At 70.1% G+C, this 19,853-nt stretch carries 14 protein-coding genes; 2 read left to right on the top strand and 12 right to left on the bottom strand.

Annotation, left to right across the window (positions count from 1 at the left end):
• Nucleotides 1-4: 4 nt before the first annotated feature.
• The 9 genes from QMK30_RS08860 to QMK30_RS08820 all read right to left on the bottom strand — a co-directional run bounded on the left by QMK30_RS08860 (nucleotide 5) and on the right by QMK30_RS08820 (nucleotide 12,714).
• The gene (locus QMK30_RS08860) at nucleotides 5-1,216 is read right to left on the bottom strand and encodes a phosphoglycerate kinase (RefSeq protein WP_283516640.1); all 1,212 of its coding nucleotides are present in this window, start codon (nucleotides 1,214-1,216) and stop codon (nucleotides 5-7) included.
• Between the two features lie 107 nt (nucleotides 1,217-1,323).
• Nucleotides 1,324-2,328 (bottom strand): type I glyceraldehyde-3-phosphate dehydrogenase, encoded by a 1,005-nt coding sequence (gene gap, locus QMK30_RS08855; RefSeq protein ID WP_283516639.1) that lies wholly within the window; start codon nucleotides 2,326-2,328, stop codon nucleotides 1,324-1,326.
• A 197-nt stretch (nucleotides 2,329-2,525) separates the two neighbouring features.
• A complete protein-coding gene (locus QMK30_RS08850; RefSeq protein ID WP_283516638.1) occupies nucleotides 2,526-5,492 on the bottom strand; it encodes a M14 family metallopeptidase in 2,967 nt (988 codons plus the stop codon).
• 164 nt (nucleotides 5,493-5,656) lie between these two features.
• Nucleotides 5,657-6,646 (bottom strand): DNA-binding protein WhiA, encoded by a 990-nt coding sequence (whiA, locus tag QMK30_RS08845; protein WP_283516637.1) that lies wholly within the window; start codon nucleotides 6,644-6,646, stop codon nucleotides 5,657-5,659.
• Nucleotides 6,637-7,668 carry a gluconeogenesis factor YvcK family protein gene (locus QMK30_RS08840; protein ID WP_434600329.1) on the bottom strand — a complete coding sequence of 344 codons (1,032 nt, stop codon included), beginning with the start codon at nucleotides 7,666-7,668 and terminating at the stop codon, nucleotides 6,637-6,639. Before QMK30_RS08840 ends, whiA begins: the two co-directional genes overlap by 10 nt.
• A gap of 305 nt (nucleotides 7,669-7,973) precedes the next feature.
• Nucleotides 7,974-8,909: an RNase adapter RapZ gene (gene rapZ / locus QMK30_RS08835; RefSeq protein ID WP_283516636.1), complete on the bottom strand. Its 936-nt coding sequence runs from the start codon at nucleotides 8,907-8,909 to the stop codon at nucleotides 7,974-7,976.
• 14 nt (nucleotides 8,910-8,923) lie between these two features.
• Entirely contained in the window at nucleotides 8,924-11,017 is a 2,094-nt protein-coding gene (gene uvrC / locus QMK30_RS08830) for an excinuclease ABC subunit UvrC (RefSeq protein ID WP_283516635.1), read from the bottom strand.
• A 204-nt stretch (nucleotides 11,018-11,221) separates the two neighbouring features.
• Nucleotides 11,222-12,112, bottom strand: a complete 891-nt coding sequence (locus tag QMK30_RS08825) for a hypothetical protein (protein WP_283516634.1) — start codon at nucleotides 12,110-12,112, stop codon at nucleotides 11,222-11,224.
• A 5-nt stretch (nucleotides 12,113-12,117) separates the two neighbouring features.
• Complete coding sequence (locus QMK30_RS08820; RefSeq protein ID WP_283516633.1) at nucleotides 12,118-12,714, bottom strand: papain-like cysteine protease family protein; 597 nt, start codon at nucleotides 12,712-12,714, stop codon at nucleotides 12,118-12,120.
• Nucleotides 12,715-12,943: 229 nt separating this feature from the next.
• Here QMK30_RS08820 and QMK30_RS08815 point away from each other — a divergent pair, with 229 nt between their 5' ends.
• Nucleotides 12,944-13,894 carry a hypothetical protein gene (locus QMK30_RS08815; protein ID WP_283516632.1) on the top strand — a complete coding sequence of 317 codons (951 nt, stop codon included), beginning with the start codon at nucleotides 12,944-12,946 and terminating at the stop codon, nucleotides 13,892-13,894.
• Nucleotides 13,895-14,133: 239 nt separating this feature from the next.
• Here the strand turns inward: QMK30_RS08815 and QMK30_RS08810 are convergent, their stop codons facing one another.
• Both QMK30_RS08810 and QMK30_RS08805 read right to left on the bottom strand, forming a co-directional pair.
• Nucleotides 14,134-14,643 (bottom strand): hypothetical protein, encoded by a 510-nt coding sequence (locus QMK30_RS08810; RefSeq protein WP_283516631.1) that lies wholly within the window; start codon nucleotides 14,641-14,643, stop codon nucleotides 14,134-14,136.
• A gap of 429 nt (nucleotides 14,644-15,072) precedes the next feature.
• A complete protein-coding gene (locus QMK30_RS08805) occupies nucleotides 15,073-15,510 on the bottom strand; it encodes a Rieske (2Fe-2S) protein (RefSeq protein ID WP_283516630.1) in 438 nt (145 codons plus the stop codon).
• Nucleotides 15,511-15,643: 133 nt separating this feature from the next.
• Here QMK30_RS08805 and QMK30_RS08800 point away from each other — a divergent pair, with 133 nt between their 5' ends.
• Entirely contained in the window at nucleotides 15,644-16,552 is a 909-nt protein-coding gene (locus tag QMK30_RS08800) for a carbohydrate kinase family protein (RefSeq protein ID WP_283516629.1), read from the top strand.
• A gap of 232 nt (nucleotides 16,553-16,784) precedes the next feature.
• Here QMK30_RS08800 and uvrA read toward each other — a convergent pair whose 3' ends face one another.
• Nucleotides 16,785-19,790 carry an excinuclease ABC subunit UvrA gene (gene uvrA / locus QMK30_RS08795; RefSeq protein WP_283516628.1) on the bottom strand — a complete coding sequence of 1,002 codons (3,006 nt, stop codon included), beginning with the start codon at nucleotides 19,788-19,790 and terminating at the stop codon, nucleotides 16,785-16,787.
• Nucleotides 19,791-19,853 lie beyond the last annotated feature (63 nt).

Below are 19,853 nucleotides of genomic sequence, written 5' to 3'. Positions count from 1 at the left end.
GGGGTCAGTCCTCCAGTGCGGCGAGGCCGGGAAGCGTCTTGCCCTCGAGGTATTCGAGGCTTGCGCCGCCACCGGTCGAGATGTGGCCGAATGCGTTTTCGTCGAAGCCCAGGATGCGGACGGCCGCGGCGGAGTCGCCACCGCCGACCACCGTGAAGGCGGGGCTGTCGATGAGGGCCTGGGCGACCGCCCTGGTGCCCTCGGCGTAGTCGGGGTGCTCGAAGACGCCCATCGGGCCGTTCCAGAAAACGGTGGCCGCGTCGGCGAGCTTCGATGCGTACAGCTTGCAGGACGCAGGACCGATGTCCAGACCCATCTGACCGGCCGGCATGGCGTCCGCCGCGACCGTCGTCGGGTGAGCCGGAGCCTTGGTCTTGAGGTCCGGGAACGCGGGCGCGACCAGTACGTCGACGGGGAGCACGAACTCCACGCCCTTGGCCTTCGCGCGCTCCAGGTACTCCTTGACCTTCGGGACCTGATCCTCCTGAAGAAGCGAGCTGCCGACCTCGTGGCCCTGGGCCTTGAGGAAGGTGTACGCCATGCCGCCGCCGATGAGGATCCGGTCGGCTCGGTCGAGCAGGTGGTCGATCACGCCGAGCTTGTCGGAGACCTTGGCGCCGCCGAGGGCCACGACGTACGGGCGCCGGACGTCGTCGGTGAGCCTCTTCAGCACGCCGACCTCGGTGGCGATGAGGCCGCCGGCGGCGTGCGGGAGGCGCGCCGGGAGGTCGAAGACGGAGGCGTGCTTGCGGTGCACGGCGCCGAAGCCGTCGCCCACGTACACGTCGGCGAGCTCGGCGAGCCGGTCGGCGAAGGCGCCGCGCTCGGCGTCGTCCTTCGAGGTCTCGCCCGCGTTGAAGCGGAGGTTCTCGATGACGGCGACCTGGCCGTCGGTCAGGCCCGCGACCACGGCGGTGGCGGACTCGCCGACCGTGTCGGTCGCGAACGCGATGTCGGTGGCGAGCAGTTCACCGAGGCGTGCGGCGACGGGGGCCAGCGAGAAGGCCGGGTCCGGGACGCCCTTGGGGCGGCCCAGGTGCGAGGCGACGACAACCTTGGCGCCCGCAGCGGCCAGTTTCTCGATGGTCGGCTGGACTGCCCGGATGCGGCCGTCGTCGGTGATGGTCGTGCCGTCGAGCGGCACATTGAGGTCGGCGCGGACGAATACCCGCTTGCCCGCGACCCCTTCGGCGAGAAGTTCGTCGATGGTCTTCATCTGTTGTTCCTGGACTCCTTGGGAGACAAAACACGTGACAGGGCCCGGGCAGCGCCACGTTGCGCCGCCCGGGCCCTGTGCTCACATCGAGGTGCCTGCCGTACGGATCAGAGCTGGTTGCCGACGAAGACCGTGAGGTCGACGAGGCGGTTGGAGTAGCCCCACTCGTTGTCGTACCAACCGATGATCTTCACCTGGTTGCCCTCGGCCATGGTCAGCAGAGAGTCGAAGGTGCAGGAGGCCGGGTCGCCGACGATGTCCGAGGACACGATCGGGTCCTCGGTGTAGACCAGCTGGCCCTTGAGGTCGCCCTGGGAGGCCTTCTGGAACGCGGCGTTGACCTCGTCACGGGTGACCTCGCGCTCCAGCGTGATGACCAGGTCGGTGACCGAACCGGTCGGGACCGGGACGCGCATGGCGATGCCGTCCAGCTTGCCCTTGAGCTGCGGGAGGACCAACGCGGTGGCCTTGGCGGCACCCGTGGTGGTCGGAATGATGTTCTCCGCGGCAGCGCGCGCCCGACGAAGGTCGGAGTGCGGGAAGTCCAGGATGCGCTGGTCGTTGGTGTACGCGTGCACCGTCGTCATGAGGCCCTTGACGATGCCGAAGCTCTCGTCGAGAACCTTGGCCATCGGCGCCACACAGTTGGTGGTGCAGGAGGCGTTGGAGATGACGTGGTGGTTGGCCGCGTCGTACTTCTCCTGGTTGACGCCCATCACGATGGTGATGTCCTCGTCCTTGGCCGGAGCCGAGATGAGGACCTTCTTGGCGCCACCGGCGATGTGCTTCTCGGCGTCCGCCTTCTTGGTGAAGATGCCGGTCGACTCGATCACGATGTCGACGCCGAGCTTGCCCCACGGAATGTCCGCCGGGTTGCGCTCGGACAGCACCTTCACGGTGTGGCCGTCAACGGTGATGGTGTCCGCCGTGTGCGACACCTCGGCCTTGAGGCGGCCCATGATGGTGTCGTACTTCAGGAGGTGTGCAGTTGTCGCAGTGTCACCCAGGTCGTTGACAGCCACGATCTCGATGTCCGCACCCTGCTCCAGCAGCGCCCGGAAGTAGTTGCGCCCGATGCGGCCGAAGCCGTTGATGCCTACGCGGATCGTCACGAACCGATCTCCTCGTTGGTACGCCGGGTTTCGACGCCGGCGAGATGTATGGGATGTCCCCGACCGGTTCCGACCCTACCTCTCCGTGGGGGCCGGGGTGACATCGAGCGGTCCCGGACGGCGGGCGGCGGCCCGTACTCCCCAGTAGGAGTACGGGCCGCCGCCCTCGCGAGGGCTTGCGCCCCCGTCACTGAGAGTCAGCTTCGCAGGGAACGCAGCGCCTTTCCGAGCAGTGCCGCACGGTCTGCGGCGGTCGGCACGTGCTCCAGGCCGAAGCCCAGCAGCACGGTGTCACGCGTTGTGACGGCGCCGTAGGACTGGAAGAGCGCCTGGGAGCGGACCCAGTCGCCCTCGACAACCGGACTTCCCTCGGGGCCGCCGGGGACGGTCCAGGCACCGAGCGAGGTCTCGAAGCCCTCGGACTCCTTCTCCGCGCCGCCCACGAACAGCTTGGCGTTGTCCGCGAAGACGCCGCGGCCGCCGCTGCCCGGGTCGGTGATGTAGCCCAGCGACAGCTCGACTTTCTTACCCGCGTAGGCGCTGAGGTCGAAGGAGACCTGCTGCCAGCCGTTGGCCGCGCCGGTGAAGCTGTTCCAGGCGCCGCTGGTGCCGGTGGCCGTGCAGCCGCCCGCGTCCAGGGTCAGATAGTGGCGCAGGAAGGGATGGCCGTTGATGAAGAAGCCGGCCTCGCACTCCGCCGGGACGGTGGACGAGGTGGCGCCACCGGCCTCCGGTAGCGTGGTCCAGTCCTCGGCGCCCGCGGTGTGCGCCTCTAGGACCGCGTGGTCGTAGCCCTCCTCGGTGTTCCAGTTGAGGGCGAACTTCAGCTCGGGCTTGTCGGCCGCTGCGACCCCGGTGAGGTCGACGGTGCGGGCCAGCCTGCGCCAGTCGCCGTCCTCGTGCGTGGCGGCCGCCATCCACTCGCCCTCATAGGGGGCGTAAGGGTTGGTGACCCCGGTGTACTTGCCTGCCTGCGCGCTCTTGAACTGCGGGAACTCCGCGACGGGCAGGGTGTCGGAGGTGACGGTGTACGCACCCGCCGCGTTCAGCGGATTGGTCGCCGTGCCCGCCAGTGGTCCGGTGAACCCGGCCAGACCGCCCGCTCCGGCGAAGCCGGTGGCGGCGGGCGTGGGGGTGCGTCCGTACGCACCGAGGTAGTACTGGCTGAAGTCATTGGTCGCGGCGCGGCCGACCTGGGTGTTGCCGCCCGCCAGCTCACCGGCCTCGATCAGCTTGCCGCCCTCGTTGAGGAAGGCGCGGACCGCCAGCTGGGTGGGTCCGCCGGGGGCCTGGGCGCCGGTGTAGTGGACCGCGGTGGAGAAGTGGCTGAGGACGCCCAGTGCGTGCGGTGCGCCCTGTGTGGCGACGTCCCAGACAGCGGCGCCGCGGCCGTTGGCCTTGAGCGCGTCGACGTACTTCTGGGTCTCCTTGGCGGCTGCGCCCTCTTCGGCGATCACCAGCGTCTCGGCCTTGGGCCGCGCGGCCAGTGTGTAGGTGAAGTGCTCGCTGGAGGTGGGCTTGCCCGTCTTGGTCCGTCCGGTGAACCAGACCTCGACCTTGTCGCCGACGTCGCCGTCCTGGACCTTCGCCCGGTACTCGTCGAAGTAGATGTTGTCCTCGCCGCCGTACGTCTCGCCGCCCTTCCAGGGCCTGAGCGCCTGGTCGTGCGTACGGCCGCCGTTGACGCGGTACTTGAGTTCCTTGTCGCGCACGGACTTGCGGGCGGTGACGGCCACTTCCTGGGCGTCCCAGCGGGCATAGGAGGTACTGAAGGCGTCGACGGTGAAGTCGGGCGCTGCCATGCCGACCGCGGAGGAGGGCTGGTCCGGGTGGGAGGCCGTCTCCGCGACGGAGAGCGCGAAGGGGATGTTCTTGGCGAACTCCGCCTGGATCAGCCTCTCGTCGTCGGGGAAGTTGAACCCGGACTGGCAGTCCTCGGGGCGCCACTGGTCGTTCGGGTCGATGTTCGACGCCGCCTGGCAGGTCGTCATCTCCGGGGTGAACATCATCGTCCCGTTGATGTTGGCCGCGTGTCCGTCGGCCTCACCGTTGGTGGTGTAGAGCTCGGAGGAGACCTGCGGGTAGTAGCCGGGGACCGCGGAGTTCTCCGGGGTACCGGCGAGTGCCCGGTAGAGGACGTCGTCGGGGGTCGGAGTCGCGACCTGCCAGCCCACGCCGTAGAGGAGCAGTTCTGCGGCAGAGTGGTAGTTGATGCCGTACTCGAAGCCGATGCGCTTCTGGAAGCGGTCGATGGCCTGGGTCTCGGGCTCGGAGGCCGGACCCGCGCCGCGGTAGGTCTCACTCGCGGGGCGCGGCGAGGAACCCTCGTTGTCGTAGCCCCACTTGTAGGAGAAGTTCCGGTTGAGGTCGACGCCGTCGCCCGCGGTGATGGCGCCGTCGGCGTTGATGTCGCGGAGGTTCTTGCGCCACAGGCGGTCGCCGCCGGCCTGGTGCGTGAAGTCGTAGCCGTCCGGGTTGGCGGAGAGCACGAACCACACCTCGGTGGAGTCCACGATCTTCGTGATTCGCCGGTCCTTGCCGTAGCTGTCGACGTAGTGGTGCATCAGCCGCCGGGTCATCTCCGGGGTGATCCACTCACGGGCGTGCTGGTTGGACATGTAGAGCACGGAGGGCTTCGCGCCGTCCTTGGTCTTCTTCGCGCCCTTGGAGAGCTTGAGCGCGAGGATGTCCTGGCCCTTGATGGTCTTGCCGATGGAGACGACCTTGGTGATGCCCGGGTTCGCCTGCCCGGTCTTCACGATCTCTTCCTGGAGATTGCCCGCGCCGCTGTACGGCCGGTAGACCCCGTCGCCCGCCGCCCGCAGCCGGGCCTCACTCTTGGCCGAGACCTTGCGCTCGGTGACCTTGACGCCCTTTTTCCCCAGGTCACGCGCCTGGGCGTCGGTCAGGAAGAGCTCGACCTTCGTGGTGCCCTTGTCCGGCACCTGCTCGCCCAGTTCATGGGCGTCCTGGCCGGCCGCGAGGACCAGGGGTATCTGCTCCTTGGTGACATCGGCGTTGAACACCTTCACCGCGTCGGCGCCCGCGTCCGCGGTGCTCGCCCCTGCGGCGCCCGTCCCCTCGGCCTGCGCGACGGGTGCCGCCGCCATGCCGCCTATCAGCAATGCGCCCGCTGCGAGGATCGATCTCGCTCTGCGTCTCATGTGCCCCCCTTGCTGTTGTCTGCCACGTAAGTGGACAGACGCCAGGCTCATGACAGTTCATGGTCATGTCAATAGGGCGCAGGGTGGCAGTACATGCCGCTGCCGGCGCCCCAAGGGGACACCGGCAGCGGCGGGTTGGGCGTGGTGGGGGCGTCGGCCCGGCCTCAGCCGACGAGGCCGTCCGCCATCTCCTCGGTGAGCGTGGACTCCGTACCGGGAATGCCCAGGTCCTGGGCCCGCTTGTCGGCCATGGCAAGCAGTCGGCGGATCCGGCCCGCGACCGCGTCCTTCGTCAGGACGGGATCGGCCAGCGCGCCGAGCTCCTCCAGGGAGGCCTGCTTGTGGTCCATGCGAAGCCGGCCCGCGGCGGCGAGATGCTCGGGCACCTCCTCGCCGAGGATCTCCAGCGCGCGCCCCACCCGGGCACCCGCCGCGACCGCGGCCCGCGCGGAGCGGCGCAGGTTGGCGTCGTCGAAGTTGGCGAGCCGGTTGGCGGTGGCGCGGACCTCCCGGCGCATCCGCCGCTCCTCCCAGGCCAGCACCGAGTCGTGCGCGCCGAGCCGGGTCAGCAGGGCGCCGATCGCGTCACCGTCACGCACGACGACACGGTCCACGCCGCGCACCTCGCGCGCCTTGGCCCCGATGGAGAGCCTGCGGGCGGCGCCCACCAGGGCGAGGGCCGCCTCCGGTCCCGGGCAGGTCACCTCCAGCGAGGACGAGCGGCCCGGCTCGGTGAGCGAGCCGTGCGCGAGGAACGCACCCCGCCAGGCCGCCTCGGCGTCGCACGTGGCGCCGGAGACGACCTGTGGGGGCAGTCCGCGGATGGGACGGCCCCGGCCGTCCACCAGCCCGGTCTGACGGGCCAGCTGGTCACCGCCGGCAACCACCCGAACGAGGTACCGCGAACCGCGGCGCAGCCCGCTCGGGGCCATCACCACCAACTCGGATTGGTGTCCGAAAATCTCAAGAATGTCCTTTTTGATTCTGCGGGCCGCGAAACTCACGTCCAGCTCCGCCTCGATCACAATGCGGCCGCTCACCAGGTGCAGGCCGCCCGCGAACCGAAGAATCGCCGAGACCTCTGCCTTCCTGCAGCAGGTCCGGGTGACGGGAAGCCGGGAAATTTCGTCCTTCACCGCTGCCGTCATCGCCATGGGCCGATCCTTCCATGCATCCGAAAAATACGGTCGTACGCGGCGGCCAACAGCTCCGGGTCGTGCTTCGGGGAGCCGTCGGGCGCGGCGACCGGCGCCAGCTCGACCGCGGCGCCGAACCGTTTTGCGGCATCGGCCAGGGAATCGCGGTCGGGCACGGCAGCCTCGTCGGCCAGCACCACGTCCAAGGCGAGTTTAGGGGCGTGTCGTCCCAAAACCTCCAAATGACGCTGCGGTGAGAAGCCATCGGTTTCTCCGGGTTGCGGCGCGAGGTTGAGCGAAAGGACGCGGCGGGCCTTCGTCTCGACCAGCGCGTCGAGCAGTTCGGGCACCAGAAGATGCGGAATCACGGAGGAGAACCAGGACCCGGGGCCGAGCACCACCCAGTCCGCGTCGAGGACCGCGGCGACGGCCTCGGGGACGGCGGGCGGGTCGTGCGGCACCAGGTGGACGGACTGCACCTCGCCGGGGGTCAGTGCCACCGTCGCCTGACCGCGGACCGTGTCGACGGCGTCGGGGCGCAACGGGTCGTGGCCGCGTACGAGCGCCTGGAGCTCCAGCGGCACGGCGGACATGGGCAGCACCCGGCCATGGGCGCCGAGGAGCTTGCCGACCAGGTCCAGGGCCTGGACGTGGTCGCCGAGCTGCTCCCAGAGGGCGACGATCAGCAGATTGCCGACGGCGTGGTCGTGCAGGTCGCCGCGGCTGGAGAAGCGGTGCTGGATGACCCGCGACCAGGTCTGGCCCCAGTCGTCGTCGCCGCACAGCGCGGCGAGCGCCTTGCGCAGGTCGCCGGGCGGCAGGACGCCGAGCTCGTCGCGCAGCCGGCCGCTGGAGCCGCCGTCGTCGGCGACCGTGACCACGGCGGTCAGGTCACCGGTGATCCGGCGCAGCGCGGTGAGCGAGGCGGACAGCCCCATGCCGCCGCCGAGGGCGACGACCTTGGGGTGGGCGCCACGCTTGCGGCTGCTGCGCGCGGCGGATTCGCCGTGCTCGGGGGTGTGCCGCCGCAGCCGGCGCAGCCGGAGATTGCGGACGGACGGCGCCGGGGTGTCCGGGGGCGGGCTGGGGGACGGGGTGCCCGCCTTCGCGATGGCGGGCGTGCCGTCCTGGTGCCGGGTGGCGGGCGTGCCGTCCTGGTGCCGGGCCCGGGGCCGGTCCTGGGGCCTTTCCACGGGCTGCTCCTGGGCCGGGGGCCGGAGGTCGGCCTCGGCCTGTGCCTGGTTCCCGGCCTGTGCCTGGGCGGGCACAGTGCGGTCGGGGACCCGGGGCGCGGCCGCAGGCAGTCCCGGTGTCCCGGTGTCACGTCTGCCCGGCCGGTGCAGCTTCACTCGCGCCCCATGTCCCGGTGTACGAGGACGGTCTCGACCCCTTCGGAGGAGAGGCGCGCGGCCAGCTTCTCCGACATGGCGACGCTGCGGTGCTTGCCCCCCGTACAGCCGACCGCGATGGTCACATAACGCTTGCCCTCGCGGCGGTAGCCCGCGGCGATCAGCTGGAGCAGCTCGGTGTACTGGTCGAGGAACTCCTTGGCGCCCGGCTGGTTGAAGACGTACGCCGAGACCTCTTCGTTGAGCCCGGTGAAGGGGCGCAGCTCGGGGACCCAGTGCGGGTTGGGCAGGAAGCGGCAGTCGACGACGAGGTCGGCGTCGACCGGCAGGCCGTACTTGTATCCGAACGACATGACCGTGGCACGCAGCTGCGGCTCGTCGTCGCCCGCGAACTGGGCGTCCATCTTGGCGCGCAGCTCGTGGACGTTGAGGCTGGAGGTGTCGATCACCAGGTCGGCGTCGCCGCGCAGCTCGCGCAGCAGGTCGCGCTCGGCCGCGATGCCGTCGGTGATCCGGCCGTCGCCCTGCAGCGGGTGCGGGCGGCGTACCGACTCGAAGCGGCGTACCAGCGCGTCGTCGGAGGACTCCAGGAAGACCACTCGCCGGGTGACCTGCTTGGAATCCAGGTCGGCGAGGGATTCCCTGAGGTTGTCGAAGAAGCGCCGGCCGCGGACATCGACGACCACGGCGATGCGGGCCACATTGCCCTGCGAGCGGGCTCCGAGCTCCACCATGGTGGGGATCAGGGCGGGCGGCAGGTTGTCGACGACGAACCAGCCGAGGTCCTCCAGGCACTTCGCCGCGGTGCTGCGGCCGGCCCCGGACATGCCCGAGATGATTACCAGCTCAGGGATGGGTGTATCGGCTGCTTCCACGGTCTCCCGCGGTGTGCCCGTGCTCACCTGTGCTCCGTCTCCGTCGTTCTCAGTCATTTCGCTGCCCCCGTTCATTCCTGCTGTTCCCGCTCCGGTGGGCATTCCTGCTGGTCCCGCTCGGGCGGGGAGGCCGCGGGTGCGGCCTGCGCAGCGCCCTCGTCGTCTTCAATGATCTCTCCTGTCGCCATATTCACGGCAGGCGCGGCCGGTGCCGCCTGCGCGAGGACCACGGCGACGGTCTCGGCCGTCTTGCGGCCTATCCCCGGGACCTCGCAGATCTGCTCGATTGTCGCGGACCGCAGCTTCTTCACCGAACCGAAGTGCTTGATCAGCGCCTGCTTGCGCGTGTCGCCGAGGCCGGGGACCGCGTCCAGCGGCCCGGCCTTGAAACGCTTGGCGCGCTTGGTCCGTTGGTAGCGGATGGCGAAATCGTGGGCCGTGTCACGGACCCGCTGGAGGAGGTAGAGACCCTCGCTGCTGCGGGGCAGCACCACCGGATCGTCCTCACCGGGCAGCCAGACCTCTTCGAGGCGCTTGGCGAGACCGCAGATCGCGACATCGTCGATGCCGAGCTCGTCGAGAGCACGTCGGGCGGCGGCCACCTGCGGCTGCCCGCCGTCGACGACGACGAGCTGGGGCGGGTAGGCGAAACGCTTGGGCCTGCCGTCGTCCTCCGCGTCCGCCGCCACCTCGTGGGACGTCTCGGCCGTCGTGTCGAGGGACGCTCCGGTCCCGTCCTCTGCCTCCGTCCACTCCCCCGTTTTCTCCTTCTCCTGGAGATAACGCCTGAAGCGCCGGGTGAGCACCTCATGCATGGAGCGGACGTCGTCCTGCCCCTCGAAGGTCTTGATCTGGAAGCGGCGGTACTCGCTCTTGCGGGGCAGGCCGTCCTCGAAGACGACCATGGAGGCCACCACGTCGTCGCCCTGGAGGTGCGAGATGTCGAAGCACTCGATGCGCAGCGGCGCGGAGTCCAGGCCGAGCGCTTCCGCGATCTCCTCCAGAGCGCGGGAGCGGGTCGTCAGGTCCGAGGCCCGCTTGGTCTTGTGCAGGACGAGGGTCTGCTGCGCGTTGCGCCGGACCATCGCCATCAGGTCCTTCTTGTCACCGCGCTGCGGGATGCGCAGCGACACATTGGACCCCCGGCGCTCGGCGAGCCACTGCGAGACGGCAGGGGCGTCCTCGGGGAGGGCGGGGACGAGCACCTCCTTCGGGACGGCGTCGCCCTTCTCCTCGCCGTACAACTGCTGCAGGGCGTGCTCGACGAGGCCCGCCGTGTCGACGGCCTCGACCTTGTCGGTGACCCAGCCGCGCTGGCCGCGGACCCGGCCGCCGCGTACGTGGAAGATCTGGACCGCCGCTTCGAGCTCGTCCTCGGCGACGGCGATCAGGTCGGCGTCGGTGGCGTCGTTGAACACCACCGCGTTCTTCTCCAGGGCGCGGCGCAGGGCCTCCATGTCGTCGCGCAGGCGGCCCGCCTTCTCGTACTCCATCTCCTCGGCGGCCTCGTGCATCTGCCTTTCGAGACGGCGCAGATAGGCGCCGGTGCGGCCGGCCATGAAGTCGCAGAACTCGTCGGCGAGTTCGCGGTGCTCCTCCGGGGTGACACGGCCCACGCAGGGCGCGGAGCATTTGCCGATGTAGCCGAGGAGGCAGGGGCGGCCGGTCCTGGCCGCGTTCTTGAAGACTCCGGCCGAGCAGGTGCGTACGGGAAAGACGCGCAGCATCAGGTCGACGGTCTCGCGGATGGCCCACGCGTGTCCGTACGGACCGAAGTAGCGCACGCCCTTCTTCTTGGGGCCGCGCATGACCTGGACCCTGGGGAACTCCTCGCCCAGGGTCACGGCGAGCGACGGATAGCTCTTGTCGTCGCGGTACTTGACGTTGAACCGGGGGTCGTACTCCTTGATCCAGGAGTACTCCAGCTGGAGCGCCTCGACCTCGGTGGAGACGACGGTCCACTCGACGGAGGCGGCCGTGGTGACCATCGTGCGCGTGCGCGGGTGGAGATTCGCCAGGTCCTGGAAGTACGAGGAGAGGCGCGGGCGCAGGCTCTTCGCCTTCCCGACGTAGATCACCCGGCGGTGCTCGTCGCGGAATTTGTAGACCCCCGGCGAGTCGGGGATCTGTCCCGGTTTGGGGCGGTAGCTGGAGGGGTCGGCCATGTCAGACACCCTACTTGCGGTCAGTGACAGTGCGGCTGTCTCCAACCGGGGGCGGGAGGACTCGACGCCTCCCGCCCCCACCGTCCGATCCGCTGCCGGACCTTCGGTCCGACCTGCTGCCCGACCGCCGGTCCGTGCCGGATCCACCGCCCGGCCCGCGGGTAGGGCATCGGGGCTACCGCCCGGCCCGCGGCCTGGTGCCGATCAGCCGCCGGAGCGCGTCCGGCGCCGCAGCCCGAGCACCGTCACGCCCAGGGCGAGTGTCACGAGCCCTGCGGCGAGCACGGCCGACGGGACGGCGGGCGAGGACTCGCCGGACGACGCCGTGGGTGCGGCGTCGTCCGCGAGCGATTGCTGTTGCTGTTGCTGTTGCTGTTGTGACTGCGGTTGCGTTTGTGCCTGCGGATTCGCTTCTGACGCGTAGCCGCCCGCCTTGCCCTTCTTCGCGTACGCCGAGCCGGGCAGCTTGTCCGCGTACGCCTTCTCTACGCGGTCCTGGTAGGCCGCGAGCGTGGTGCCGCGGGCGCCCACAGCCTTCACCGCGTCCTCGTCCAGGGGCAGCACGCGCGCGTGGCGCTGCACGTACCAGGCGTCGATCTGCGGTTCGCGGAAGACGGTGCCGCCGGGGAGCCTGCGGGCACCCTCGGAGGCGTACCGCGTCTCGTCGTCGCCGGTGGAGATGTTCACCACCTGCCACGAGCCACCCTGCGGCACGCTCCACAGGGATGCCTTCTGCCCGTCCGACGAGACGGCCCTGCTGGCGAGGTACTCCAGGTGCGCGACCGGGGCTCCCTCGCGTCCCGCGACGAACTCGGGGGCGAGTGTGTAGACGGGCACCGCTGCGCCGTCGATGCGGGGCTCCGCGGCAGCGCGGGTGACGGCGCCCTCGCGGGCGAAGAAACGGGCGAGGGTGTCGAGGGTGTCGGGTGCGGCTGCGGCCTTGTGCGCGGCGGCGCGGTTCTCGGCGGAGGGCGCGGCGGGCGCGGCCGGCTTCTCGTCGGCGACGGCCTGCGGGGCCACGCCGATAAGGGCGGCCGCGACGGTGACGGTGAGGACGGCGGCGGTGCGCCCAGCTCCTCTGACGTGTCCGGTCATGGCCCTCACGCCCCTATCCGGTAGAGCGAGTGGGTCCAGGAGAAGGAGTTGTTGTTCACGTACCAGCTGTGCGAGGCCCAGTTGTAGCGGTCGCTGTTGGCCCAGGGATCGCCCCAGTACACCCAACTGTTGGCGGTGTCGTAGCCGTAGATGACGTGCATGTGGCCACCGCCGCTCGACCACTGGATGCGGGTCTCGACGGGGCGGTTCGCGTTGACCTCGCTCTGCACGGTCGGGTAGCGCAGATATCCGGTGACGTACGAGCCGGGGTTGATGCCCGCCCAGTCGAGACCGTCCTGGACATTACCGAGGGTGGCCTGGTTGTTCGGACACTCGCTACTCTGCGAGCGGCCGAAGGCGGCGTTGCAGAACTGGTTCTGGCTGTAGTTCTTGCCGAACCAGGCGGCGATGGTGTTGCCGCCCGCCGCCCAGCACCAGTTGGTCTTCTGCTGCGCCTGCATGGTGATGTTCAGGCGCTTGGTGGCGAGCGCCGACGAGTCGTCGTTGGGGGCGGCCGTGGCGGTGGCCGCCGCGGTCGGCAGAGCGAGCATGAATGCGGTGAAGACGGCTGCGAAGGATAGCCGTCTCTTTCGGTTGCGCATCGCGTTCCTCCCAAGGCGGGGGGGGGGTGGGTTGGAGGAGCGCGTCCGGACGCTGTTGAGGAGCATCAGCTGTTGTCGGGTGCAGGTCAACACGCTTCAATGCGGGGGTACGGCGCTGTGAACGGTGTGGCCTGTGATGTGAACACCCCCGCCTCGCCCACCTGGCCCCGGCCCCCCACCGGCGCACCGCCGCGCCGGCCCGGTAGTGAACGTTCACTGGAGGTACCCGATGCCGCGGACCCTGGAGCAGGGGGCGGACGCGCTGGCGGCCGACCTGTCGCAGATGCTGCACACCGGCCCCTTCCACCTGGCGCTGCGGGCCGCACTCGCGGCGCGCGGTCTGCCCTTGCAGCGGGTCCGCCATCATCTGGCGAGCCGCGGGATCAAGGTCGGTGTGACGAGCCTGAGTTACTGGCAACAGGGCGCGCGCCGCCCTCAGCGCGCCGAGTCGCTGCGCGCTGTGAGCGCCCTGGAGGAGGTACTGCGACTGCCCGGGGGTTCACTGACCCGGCTGCTCGACGTGGGGGGCGTGGACGGCACCACCGAGCGCCCCGCCACGCGCTCGTACCGCGCCCTCGTCGAGCCGTTCGGCGCCCTGGAGCAGCTGCTAGCCGAGCTGGAGTTCCCCACCGACGGCGGACTGCACACCGTCGGCCACCACGAGCGCGTAGGCATCGGAGCGGGTCGACAGCTCCTGGGCCGTGACTCGCAGCATGCCGTACGGGCGCACCGCGACGGCATCGACCGTTATCTGGCCATCCACCACGGGGACCCGGGCTGTGACCCCGGTCGGGTCGTGGTGCAGGCGCGGGAGAACTGCCGGACGGGGCGCGTGCGGTGGGACCGGGAAGCGGGGGTGGTGGTCGCCGAGTTGCTCTTCGACGCGCGGCTGCGGCCCGGTGACACCTACTTCTTCGGTTACGCCTTCGAGGACGGCACCGGGGGCCCCAGCAGCGAGTACGTCCGCGGTTTCAGCTTCACCGGTGGCCAGTACGTCCTCCAGGTGCGCTTCGACGAGCAGGCACTGCCGGTGCGGTGCCACCGCTTCGCGAAATCCTCGGCGGGCGCGGCGCACGCGGCCCGCCAGGACCTGACCCTCAGCGGACGGCACGGGACGGTGCACCTGGTGGAGCAGGGGGTACGGGCCGGGATCCTCGGGATCGACTGGGACTGGGAGTGAGGGCTGCCCGCCTGCCTGGGTGGGGCGGAACGCGGGCCGTCGTTCCGGGTTCGGGCGCGGCGCGCGTGGCGCCGCCTCGTCGGGCCGGTGGCACCCCGCCCGTGCTGAAAGGGACGGGCGGAACGGCGGGCCTGCGTGCGGGACGGCTTCCGGTCGGCCGAACGCAGGCCGCGCTCGCGAAGCAGTCAGTCTGCTTGCCACCGCGGGCCCGGTCGCGACGCGGGCGGTCGGGCTCGCCCTCAGTCGTCGAGGCTGATGCGCAGCTCGGCGTGGTCGCGGTGGAAGGTGATCTTGGCCTGCCCCTCGGCGGCCTCGTACTTACCGGTGCCGCCGGTGACGGCCGACGCGCCGCCGTGCGGGCCGTGGCCGAAGTAGTCGATGGTGTCGCTCAGGGTGATGCTGCCCCGGTCCGTGCGCAGAACACGGTGGCACTGCGCGACATGCCCGTGCGGGGTCACGTCGACAGCGCCGCACTGCGCCGTGGCGTCACCGATCTTCTTGCCCGCGCCGCCCTTCTTGTTCTCGAACAGGTGCGAGTAGACCGTCCAGTCGGAACCCGCACGCACCGAGCGCGGTTTGGTGTCCGAGTGCTTGTGCGCCACCCAGTTGAGCACCGTGACCTTGTCCTTGCTCTTGTCCTCGGCCGCGGGCGCGGCCTGGGCGGTGAGAGCGAACGCGCCGGTGGCAGCCAGCGCCGTGGCAGCGGTGACCACGGCGGCGGACAGCTGGCGGGCACGGAAGCATGGCATGGGACCTCCACAGGATGAGAGAGGGGTCGCCCGTCCCCACGGAGGCGACGGGCACAATCGAACCCACCTCAACGCGGCAGGCGCTCTCCGAGCAACGACCACGAACAAGAGGACACCCACCTGGTCGCGCGCTGTCACTCCTTCAGCCCCCGGACCGCTACGCGCACGGCGGTCGATCGTGCCCGTGCTGCGGCACCGCGGCGCTGGTGCACCGCGGCGCTGGTGCGCTGGTGCGCTGCGGCACCGCGGCGCTGGTGCGTTGCGGCGCTGGTGCGCTGGGCGCGCCCTCGGCTGGGGAGAGTGCGGGCCGGGCTCGTGCACGTGCACGTGCACGAACTCAAGCACTGGGCGCGCCCTCGGCGTGGGAAGCGTGCGTGCCGGGCATCGCGGGCGGGCGCGGCTTCAAGGGGCGCCCCAGGACGAGCTCTCCTACGCCGCCGGGCTGGCCGCCGGTCCCGCGATCAGCTTGCCGCCCTCGACCTTGACCGGGATCACGGACAGCGGCACGGTCGCCGGGCCCTTCAGCACCTTGCCGGTGGTCACATCGAAACGGCTGCCGTGGCAGGGACAGATCCCCACGCCCTTCTCGACCTTCTCCAGTGCGCAGCCCGCATGAGTGCACTGGCCGCTGAACGCCTTGAACTCGCCCTTGGCCGCGCAGCTCACGAGGATGCGCTGCTCGCGGTAGAGCTTGGCACCACCGACGGGGACCTCGTCCGGCGCACCGAGGTCCACGGGAGCGGTCGGCAGCGGCTCGGCGTGCCCGAGCTTCGATTCGGTGGAGCAGGCCGCCACGCCCAGTCCGGCCGCGCCGGCGAGAGCGACGCCCTTCAGCACGGTGCGACGGGGGGCGGGCTGGCCGGGCATGCGGTCTCCACTGGTCAGAGGTGTTGGTGACAGACCTGACGATACTGGCGGAGATCGGCAGCCTCTCGCGCGGGCCACGCACAGGCCTCGCACCTGCTGTCGTACCGAACGGTGATGGGCTACGTTCTTCCGCGTGATCATCGTCGCCGGAGAGTCCCTGATCGACCTGGTGCCGCAGGAGACGGGTGCGCTCGCGCCTCTGCTGCCAAGGCTGGGCGGCGGACCCTACAACACCGCTGTCGCGCTGGGCAGGCTGGGCGCGCGCACCGGTTTCTGCTCCCGGATCTCGACGGACGGCTTCGGCGAGGCCCTCGTTGACGGGCTGCGGACGGCCGGGGTGGACACCTCGCTCGTCCAACGCGGCCCCGAGCCGACGACATTGGCGCTGGCGACACTGGACGAGGGCGGGTCAGCCGGGTACGGCTTCTACGCCCAGGGCAGCGCCGACCGCCTCTTCGACTTGCCGCCCGATCTCCCTTCAGGCGTACGGGCATTGGCGTTCGGCACCTGCTCGCTGGCGCTGGAGCCCGGTGCGAGCGCGTACGAGGCATTGCTGCGGAGGGAGGCGGGGCGCGGGGTGTTCACCCTGCTGGACCCGAACATCAGGGCCGGACTGATCCCGGACCCGGACGCCTACCGGGCCCGCTTCCGGAGCTGGCTGCCGTACGTCACCCTGCTGAAGCTGTCGCAGGACGACGCCCAGTGGCTGGGTGGGTCGGTGGAGGAGTGGCTGGCGGCGGGTCCGGCAGCGGTGGTGCTGACGCGGGGCACCGACGGCCTGACGGTCCGGACGCGGAATGGGGCCGCGGTCGACGTCCCGGCGGTACGCGGCGAGGTTGCCGACACGATCGGCGCGGGTGACACGGTGAACGCGGCGCTGCTGCACCGGCTCCCTGCACATGACGCGCTGTCGGCGCGGGCACTCGCGGCGCTGGACGAGGACGCCTGGACCGACACCCTGAGCTTTGCGGCGCGAGCGGCCGCGATCACCTGCTCCCGCCGGGGAGCGCAGCCGCCGTACGCAAAGGAACTGCCGGGCTGAGACGCCTACTTCCCGAAACCGGCGGCCGGCCCCCGGGACGCCCTGCGGGCGTGTCCTCGAAGGCCGGACGGGCTGAGAACCCTGCCCATTTCAGCCTGTCCGGCATTGAGGACCGGGGTCTGGTGCGGAGCCCCCACGCGGCGGCAGCCGCGAAGTGTCACAGCTGGGAAGGGGCGGACAGGGGACAGCGCCGCAGGCAACCCGCCCACGCACCCGCACCCCTTCCCCGCCGTCAGGCCTTCGGCGAGCGGGCCGCCTTCCTCGCAACGGCTGTCTTCGCCGCAGCCGTCTTCACCGTGGCCGCCGTCCTCTTCGCGGGAGCCTTCGCCGCCACCGCCTTCTTGGCGGCGGCCTTCCTCACGGGCGCCTTCCGCTTTGCCGGAGCCGCGTCGGTGACCCGGTCGCCCAGGGTGTCCCGCAGGAACTTGCCCGTGTGACTGGCCGGTACGGACGCGACCTGCTCCGGGGTCCCCTCGGCGATGACCAGACCGCCGCCGTTGCCACCCTCCGGGCCCATGTCGATGACCCAGTCGGCCGTCTTGATGACATCGAGGTTGTGCTCGATGACGATCACCGTATTGCCCTTGTCGACCAGGCCGGACAGCACCTTGATGAGCTTACTGATGTCCTCGAAGTGCAGACCGGTGGTCGGCTCGTCCAGCACGTACACAGTCCGCCCGCTGGAGCGCTTCTGGAGCTCCGAGGCCAGCTTGACGCGCTGCGCCTCACCGCCCGACAGCGTGGGCGCCGACTGTCCCAGCCGGACATATCCGAGGCCGACCTCGTTGAGCGTCCTGAGGTGGCGGGAGATCGTCGGGACGGCCTCGAAGAAGTCCAGGCCCTCCTCGATCGGCATGTCCAGCACCTCGGCGATGGACTTGCCCTTGAAGTGGACCTCCAAGGTCTCCCGGTTGTAGCGCGCCCCATGGCAGACCTCGCACGGGACGTACACGTCCGGCAGGAAGTTCATCTCGATCTTGATGGTGCCGTCGCCCGAGCAGTTCTCGCAGCGGCCGCCCTTGACGTTGAAGGAGAACCGGCCCGGCAGGTAACCGCGGACCTTCGCCTCCATCGTCTCGGCGAACAGCTTGCGGACATGGTCGAAGACGCCGGTGTACGTCGCCGGGTTCGACCGGGGGGTGCGGCCGATGGGCGACTGGTCGACGTGGACCACCTTGTCGACGAGGTCGTCGCCCTCCACACGCGTGTGACGGCCGGGCACCGTGCGGGCGCCGTTCAGCTCGCGCGCCAGGTGCGTATAGAGGATGTCGTTGACCAGCGTCGACTTGCCCGAGCCCGAGACACCCGTGACCGCAGTCAGCACACCGAGCGGGAAGGACACGTCGATGTCGTGCAGGTTGTTCTCACGGGCGCCGTGGACGGTGAGCTGCCGGGTGGGATCCACCGGGCGGCGGATGTCCGGCGTCGCGATGGACCTTTTGCCCGACAGGTACTGGCCGGTGATGGACTCCTCGTTGTCGAGGAGCTCCTTGAGGGAGCCGCTGTGCACGACCTTGCCGCCGTGCTCACCCGCCCCGGGGCCGATGTCGACCACCCAGTCGGCCACCTTGATGGTGTCCTCGTCGTGCTCGACGACGATCAGCGTGTTGCCCATGTCCCGCAGCCGCACCAGCGTCTCGATGAGCCGGTGGTTGTCGCGCTGGTGCAGGCCGATGGACGGCTCGTCCAGGACGTACAGCACGCCCACCAGACCGGAGCCGATCTGGGTGGCGAGCCGGATGCGCTGCGCCTCGCCACCGGACAGTGTGCCCGCGGCGCGGTTCAGCGAGAGGTAGTCAAGGCCCACGTCGACCAGGAACTTCAGCCGCTCGTTGACCTCCTTGAGCACCCGCTCGGCGATCTTCTTGTCGCGGGCGTTCAGCTTCAGCCGGCCCAGGAAGTCCGCGCACTCGCTGATCGACATCGCGGCGACGGCGGCGATGGACTTCTCCATGACCGTGACTGCGAGGACGAGCGGCTTGAGTCGCGTGCCGTTGCAGGTCGGGCAGTGCACCTCGCGCATATAACCCTCGAAGCGCTCCCGGCTGCTGTCACTCTCGGCCTCCGAGTGCCGCCGCTTGACGAACGGCACCGCGCCCTCGAAGGCTGTGGTGTACGCCCGCTCGCGCCCGTACCTGTTGCGGTAGCGGACCTCGATCTGGGTCTTGTGGCCCTGCAGCAGAGCCTTCTTGGCGCGCTGCGGCAGCCCCGCCCAAGGGATGTCCGTACGGAAGCCGAGCGCGTCGGCGAGGGCTCCGACGAGCCGCGCGAAGTAGTCCTTGGTGTGTCCGTGCGACCACGGGTTGATCGCGCCCTCGTCGAGGGACTTGTCCTCGTCGGGGACGATCAGCTCCGGGTCGACCTCCATGCGCGTGCCGATGCCGGTGCAGTCGGGGCAGGCGCCGAAGGGCGAGTTGAAGGAGAAGGAGCGGGGCTCCAGCTCTTCGAAGGACAGGTCGTCGTATGTGCAGTAGAGGTGCTCGGAGTACATCCGCTCACGCTCGGGGTCGTCCTCCGGGAGGTCGACGAAGTCGAGGATGACCATGCCGCCGGCCAGCCCCAGCGCGGTCTCCACCGAGTCGGTGAGCCTGCGCTTGGCGCTGTCCTTCACCGTCAGGCGGTCGATGACCACCTCGATGGTGTGCTTCTCCTGCTTCTTGAGCGTGGGCGGCTCGGAGAGCTGGATCGTCTCGCCGTCCACGCGCGCCCGGCTGTACCCCTTGGTCTGAAGGTCGGCGAAGAGGTCGACGAACTCGCCCTTGCGCTCGCGCACCAGCGGGGAGAGCACCTGGAAGCGGCTGCCCTCGGGCAGCTCGAGCACCTTGTCGACGATGGCCTGCGGCGACTGTCGCGTGATGGGGCGGCCGCACTCGGGGCAGTGCGGCTTGCCGATACGGGCGAAGAGCAGCCGGAGGTAGTCGTAGACCTCGGTGATGGTGCCGACCGTCGAGCGCGGGTTGCGCGAGGTCGACTTCTGGTCGATGGAGACCGCGGGCGACAGACCCTCGATGAAGTCCACATCGGGCTTGTCCATCTGGCCCAGGAACTGGCGGGCGTAGGAGGAGAGCGACTCGACGTAGCGGCGCTGCCCCTCGGCGAAGATCGTGTCGAACGCGAGGGAGGACTTGCCCGACCCGGAGAGCCCGGTGAACACGATGAGGGAGTCGCGGGGGAGGTCGAGCGAGACGTTCTTGAGATTGTGCTCGCGCGCGCCACGGACGATGAGACGGTCGGCCACGCCGGTCCGCACCTTTCTTGAGAGAAGCAGGGGGCTGAGCCCCCCAATCCCAGACTATGGGGG

This window comes from Streptomyces sp. H27-C3 (genome assembly GCF_030063415.1).
In the GTDB taxonomy this organism is placed as follows: domain Bacteria; phylum Actinomycetota; class Actinomycetes; order Streptomycetales; family Streptomycetaceae; genus Streptomyces.
The sequence above is the reverse complement of the archived record's forward strand: the minus strand, read 5'-3'. Positions and strand labels throughout refer to the sequence as shown.

Bases quoted from the DNA above. Each gene is read 5' to 3' on its own strand.
- QMK30_RS08860 (WP_283516640.1), bottom strand. From the start codon at position 1,216: ATGAAGACCATCGACGAACTTCTCGCCGAAGGGGTCGCGGGCAAGCGG.
- QMK30_RS08850 (WP_283516638.1), bottom strand. From the start codon at position 5,492: ATGAGACGCAGAGCGAGATCGATCCTCGCAGCGGGCGCATTGCTGATA.
- whiA (WP_283516637.1), bottom strand. From the start codon at position 6,646: ATGGCGATGACGGCAGCGGTGAAGGACGAAATTTCCCGGCTTCCCGTC.
- rapZ (WP_283516636.1), bottom strand. From the start codon at position 8,909: ATGACTGAGAACGACGGAGACGGAGCACAGGTGAGCACGGGCACACCG.
- uvrC (WP_283516635.1), bottom strand. From the start codon at position 11,017: ATGGCCGACCCCTCCAGCTACCGCCCCAAACCGGGACAGATCCCCGAC.
- QMK30_RS08825 (WP_283516634.1), bottom strand. From the start codon at position 12,112: ATGACCGGACACGTCAGAGGAGCTGGGCGCACCGCCGCCGTCCTCACC.
- QMK30_RS08820 (WP_283516633.1), bottom strand. From the start codon at position 12,714: ATGCGCAACCGAAAGAGACGGCTATCCTTCGCAGCCGTCTTCACCGCA.
- QMK30_RS08815 (WP_283516632.1), top strand. From the start codon at position 12,944: ATGCCGCGGACCCTGGAGCAGGGGGCGGACGCGCTGGCGGCCGACCTG.
- QMK30_RS08810 (WP_283516631.1), bottom strand. From the start codon at position 14,643: ATGCCATGCTTCCGTGCCCGCCAGCTGTCCGCCGCCGTGGTCACCGCT.
- QMK30_RS08805 (WP_283516630.1), bottom strand. From the start codon at position 15,510: ATGCCCGGCCAGCCCGCCCCCCGTCGCACCGTGCTGAAGGGCGTCGCT.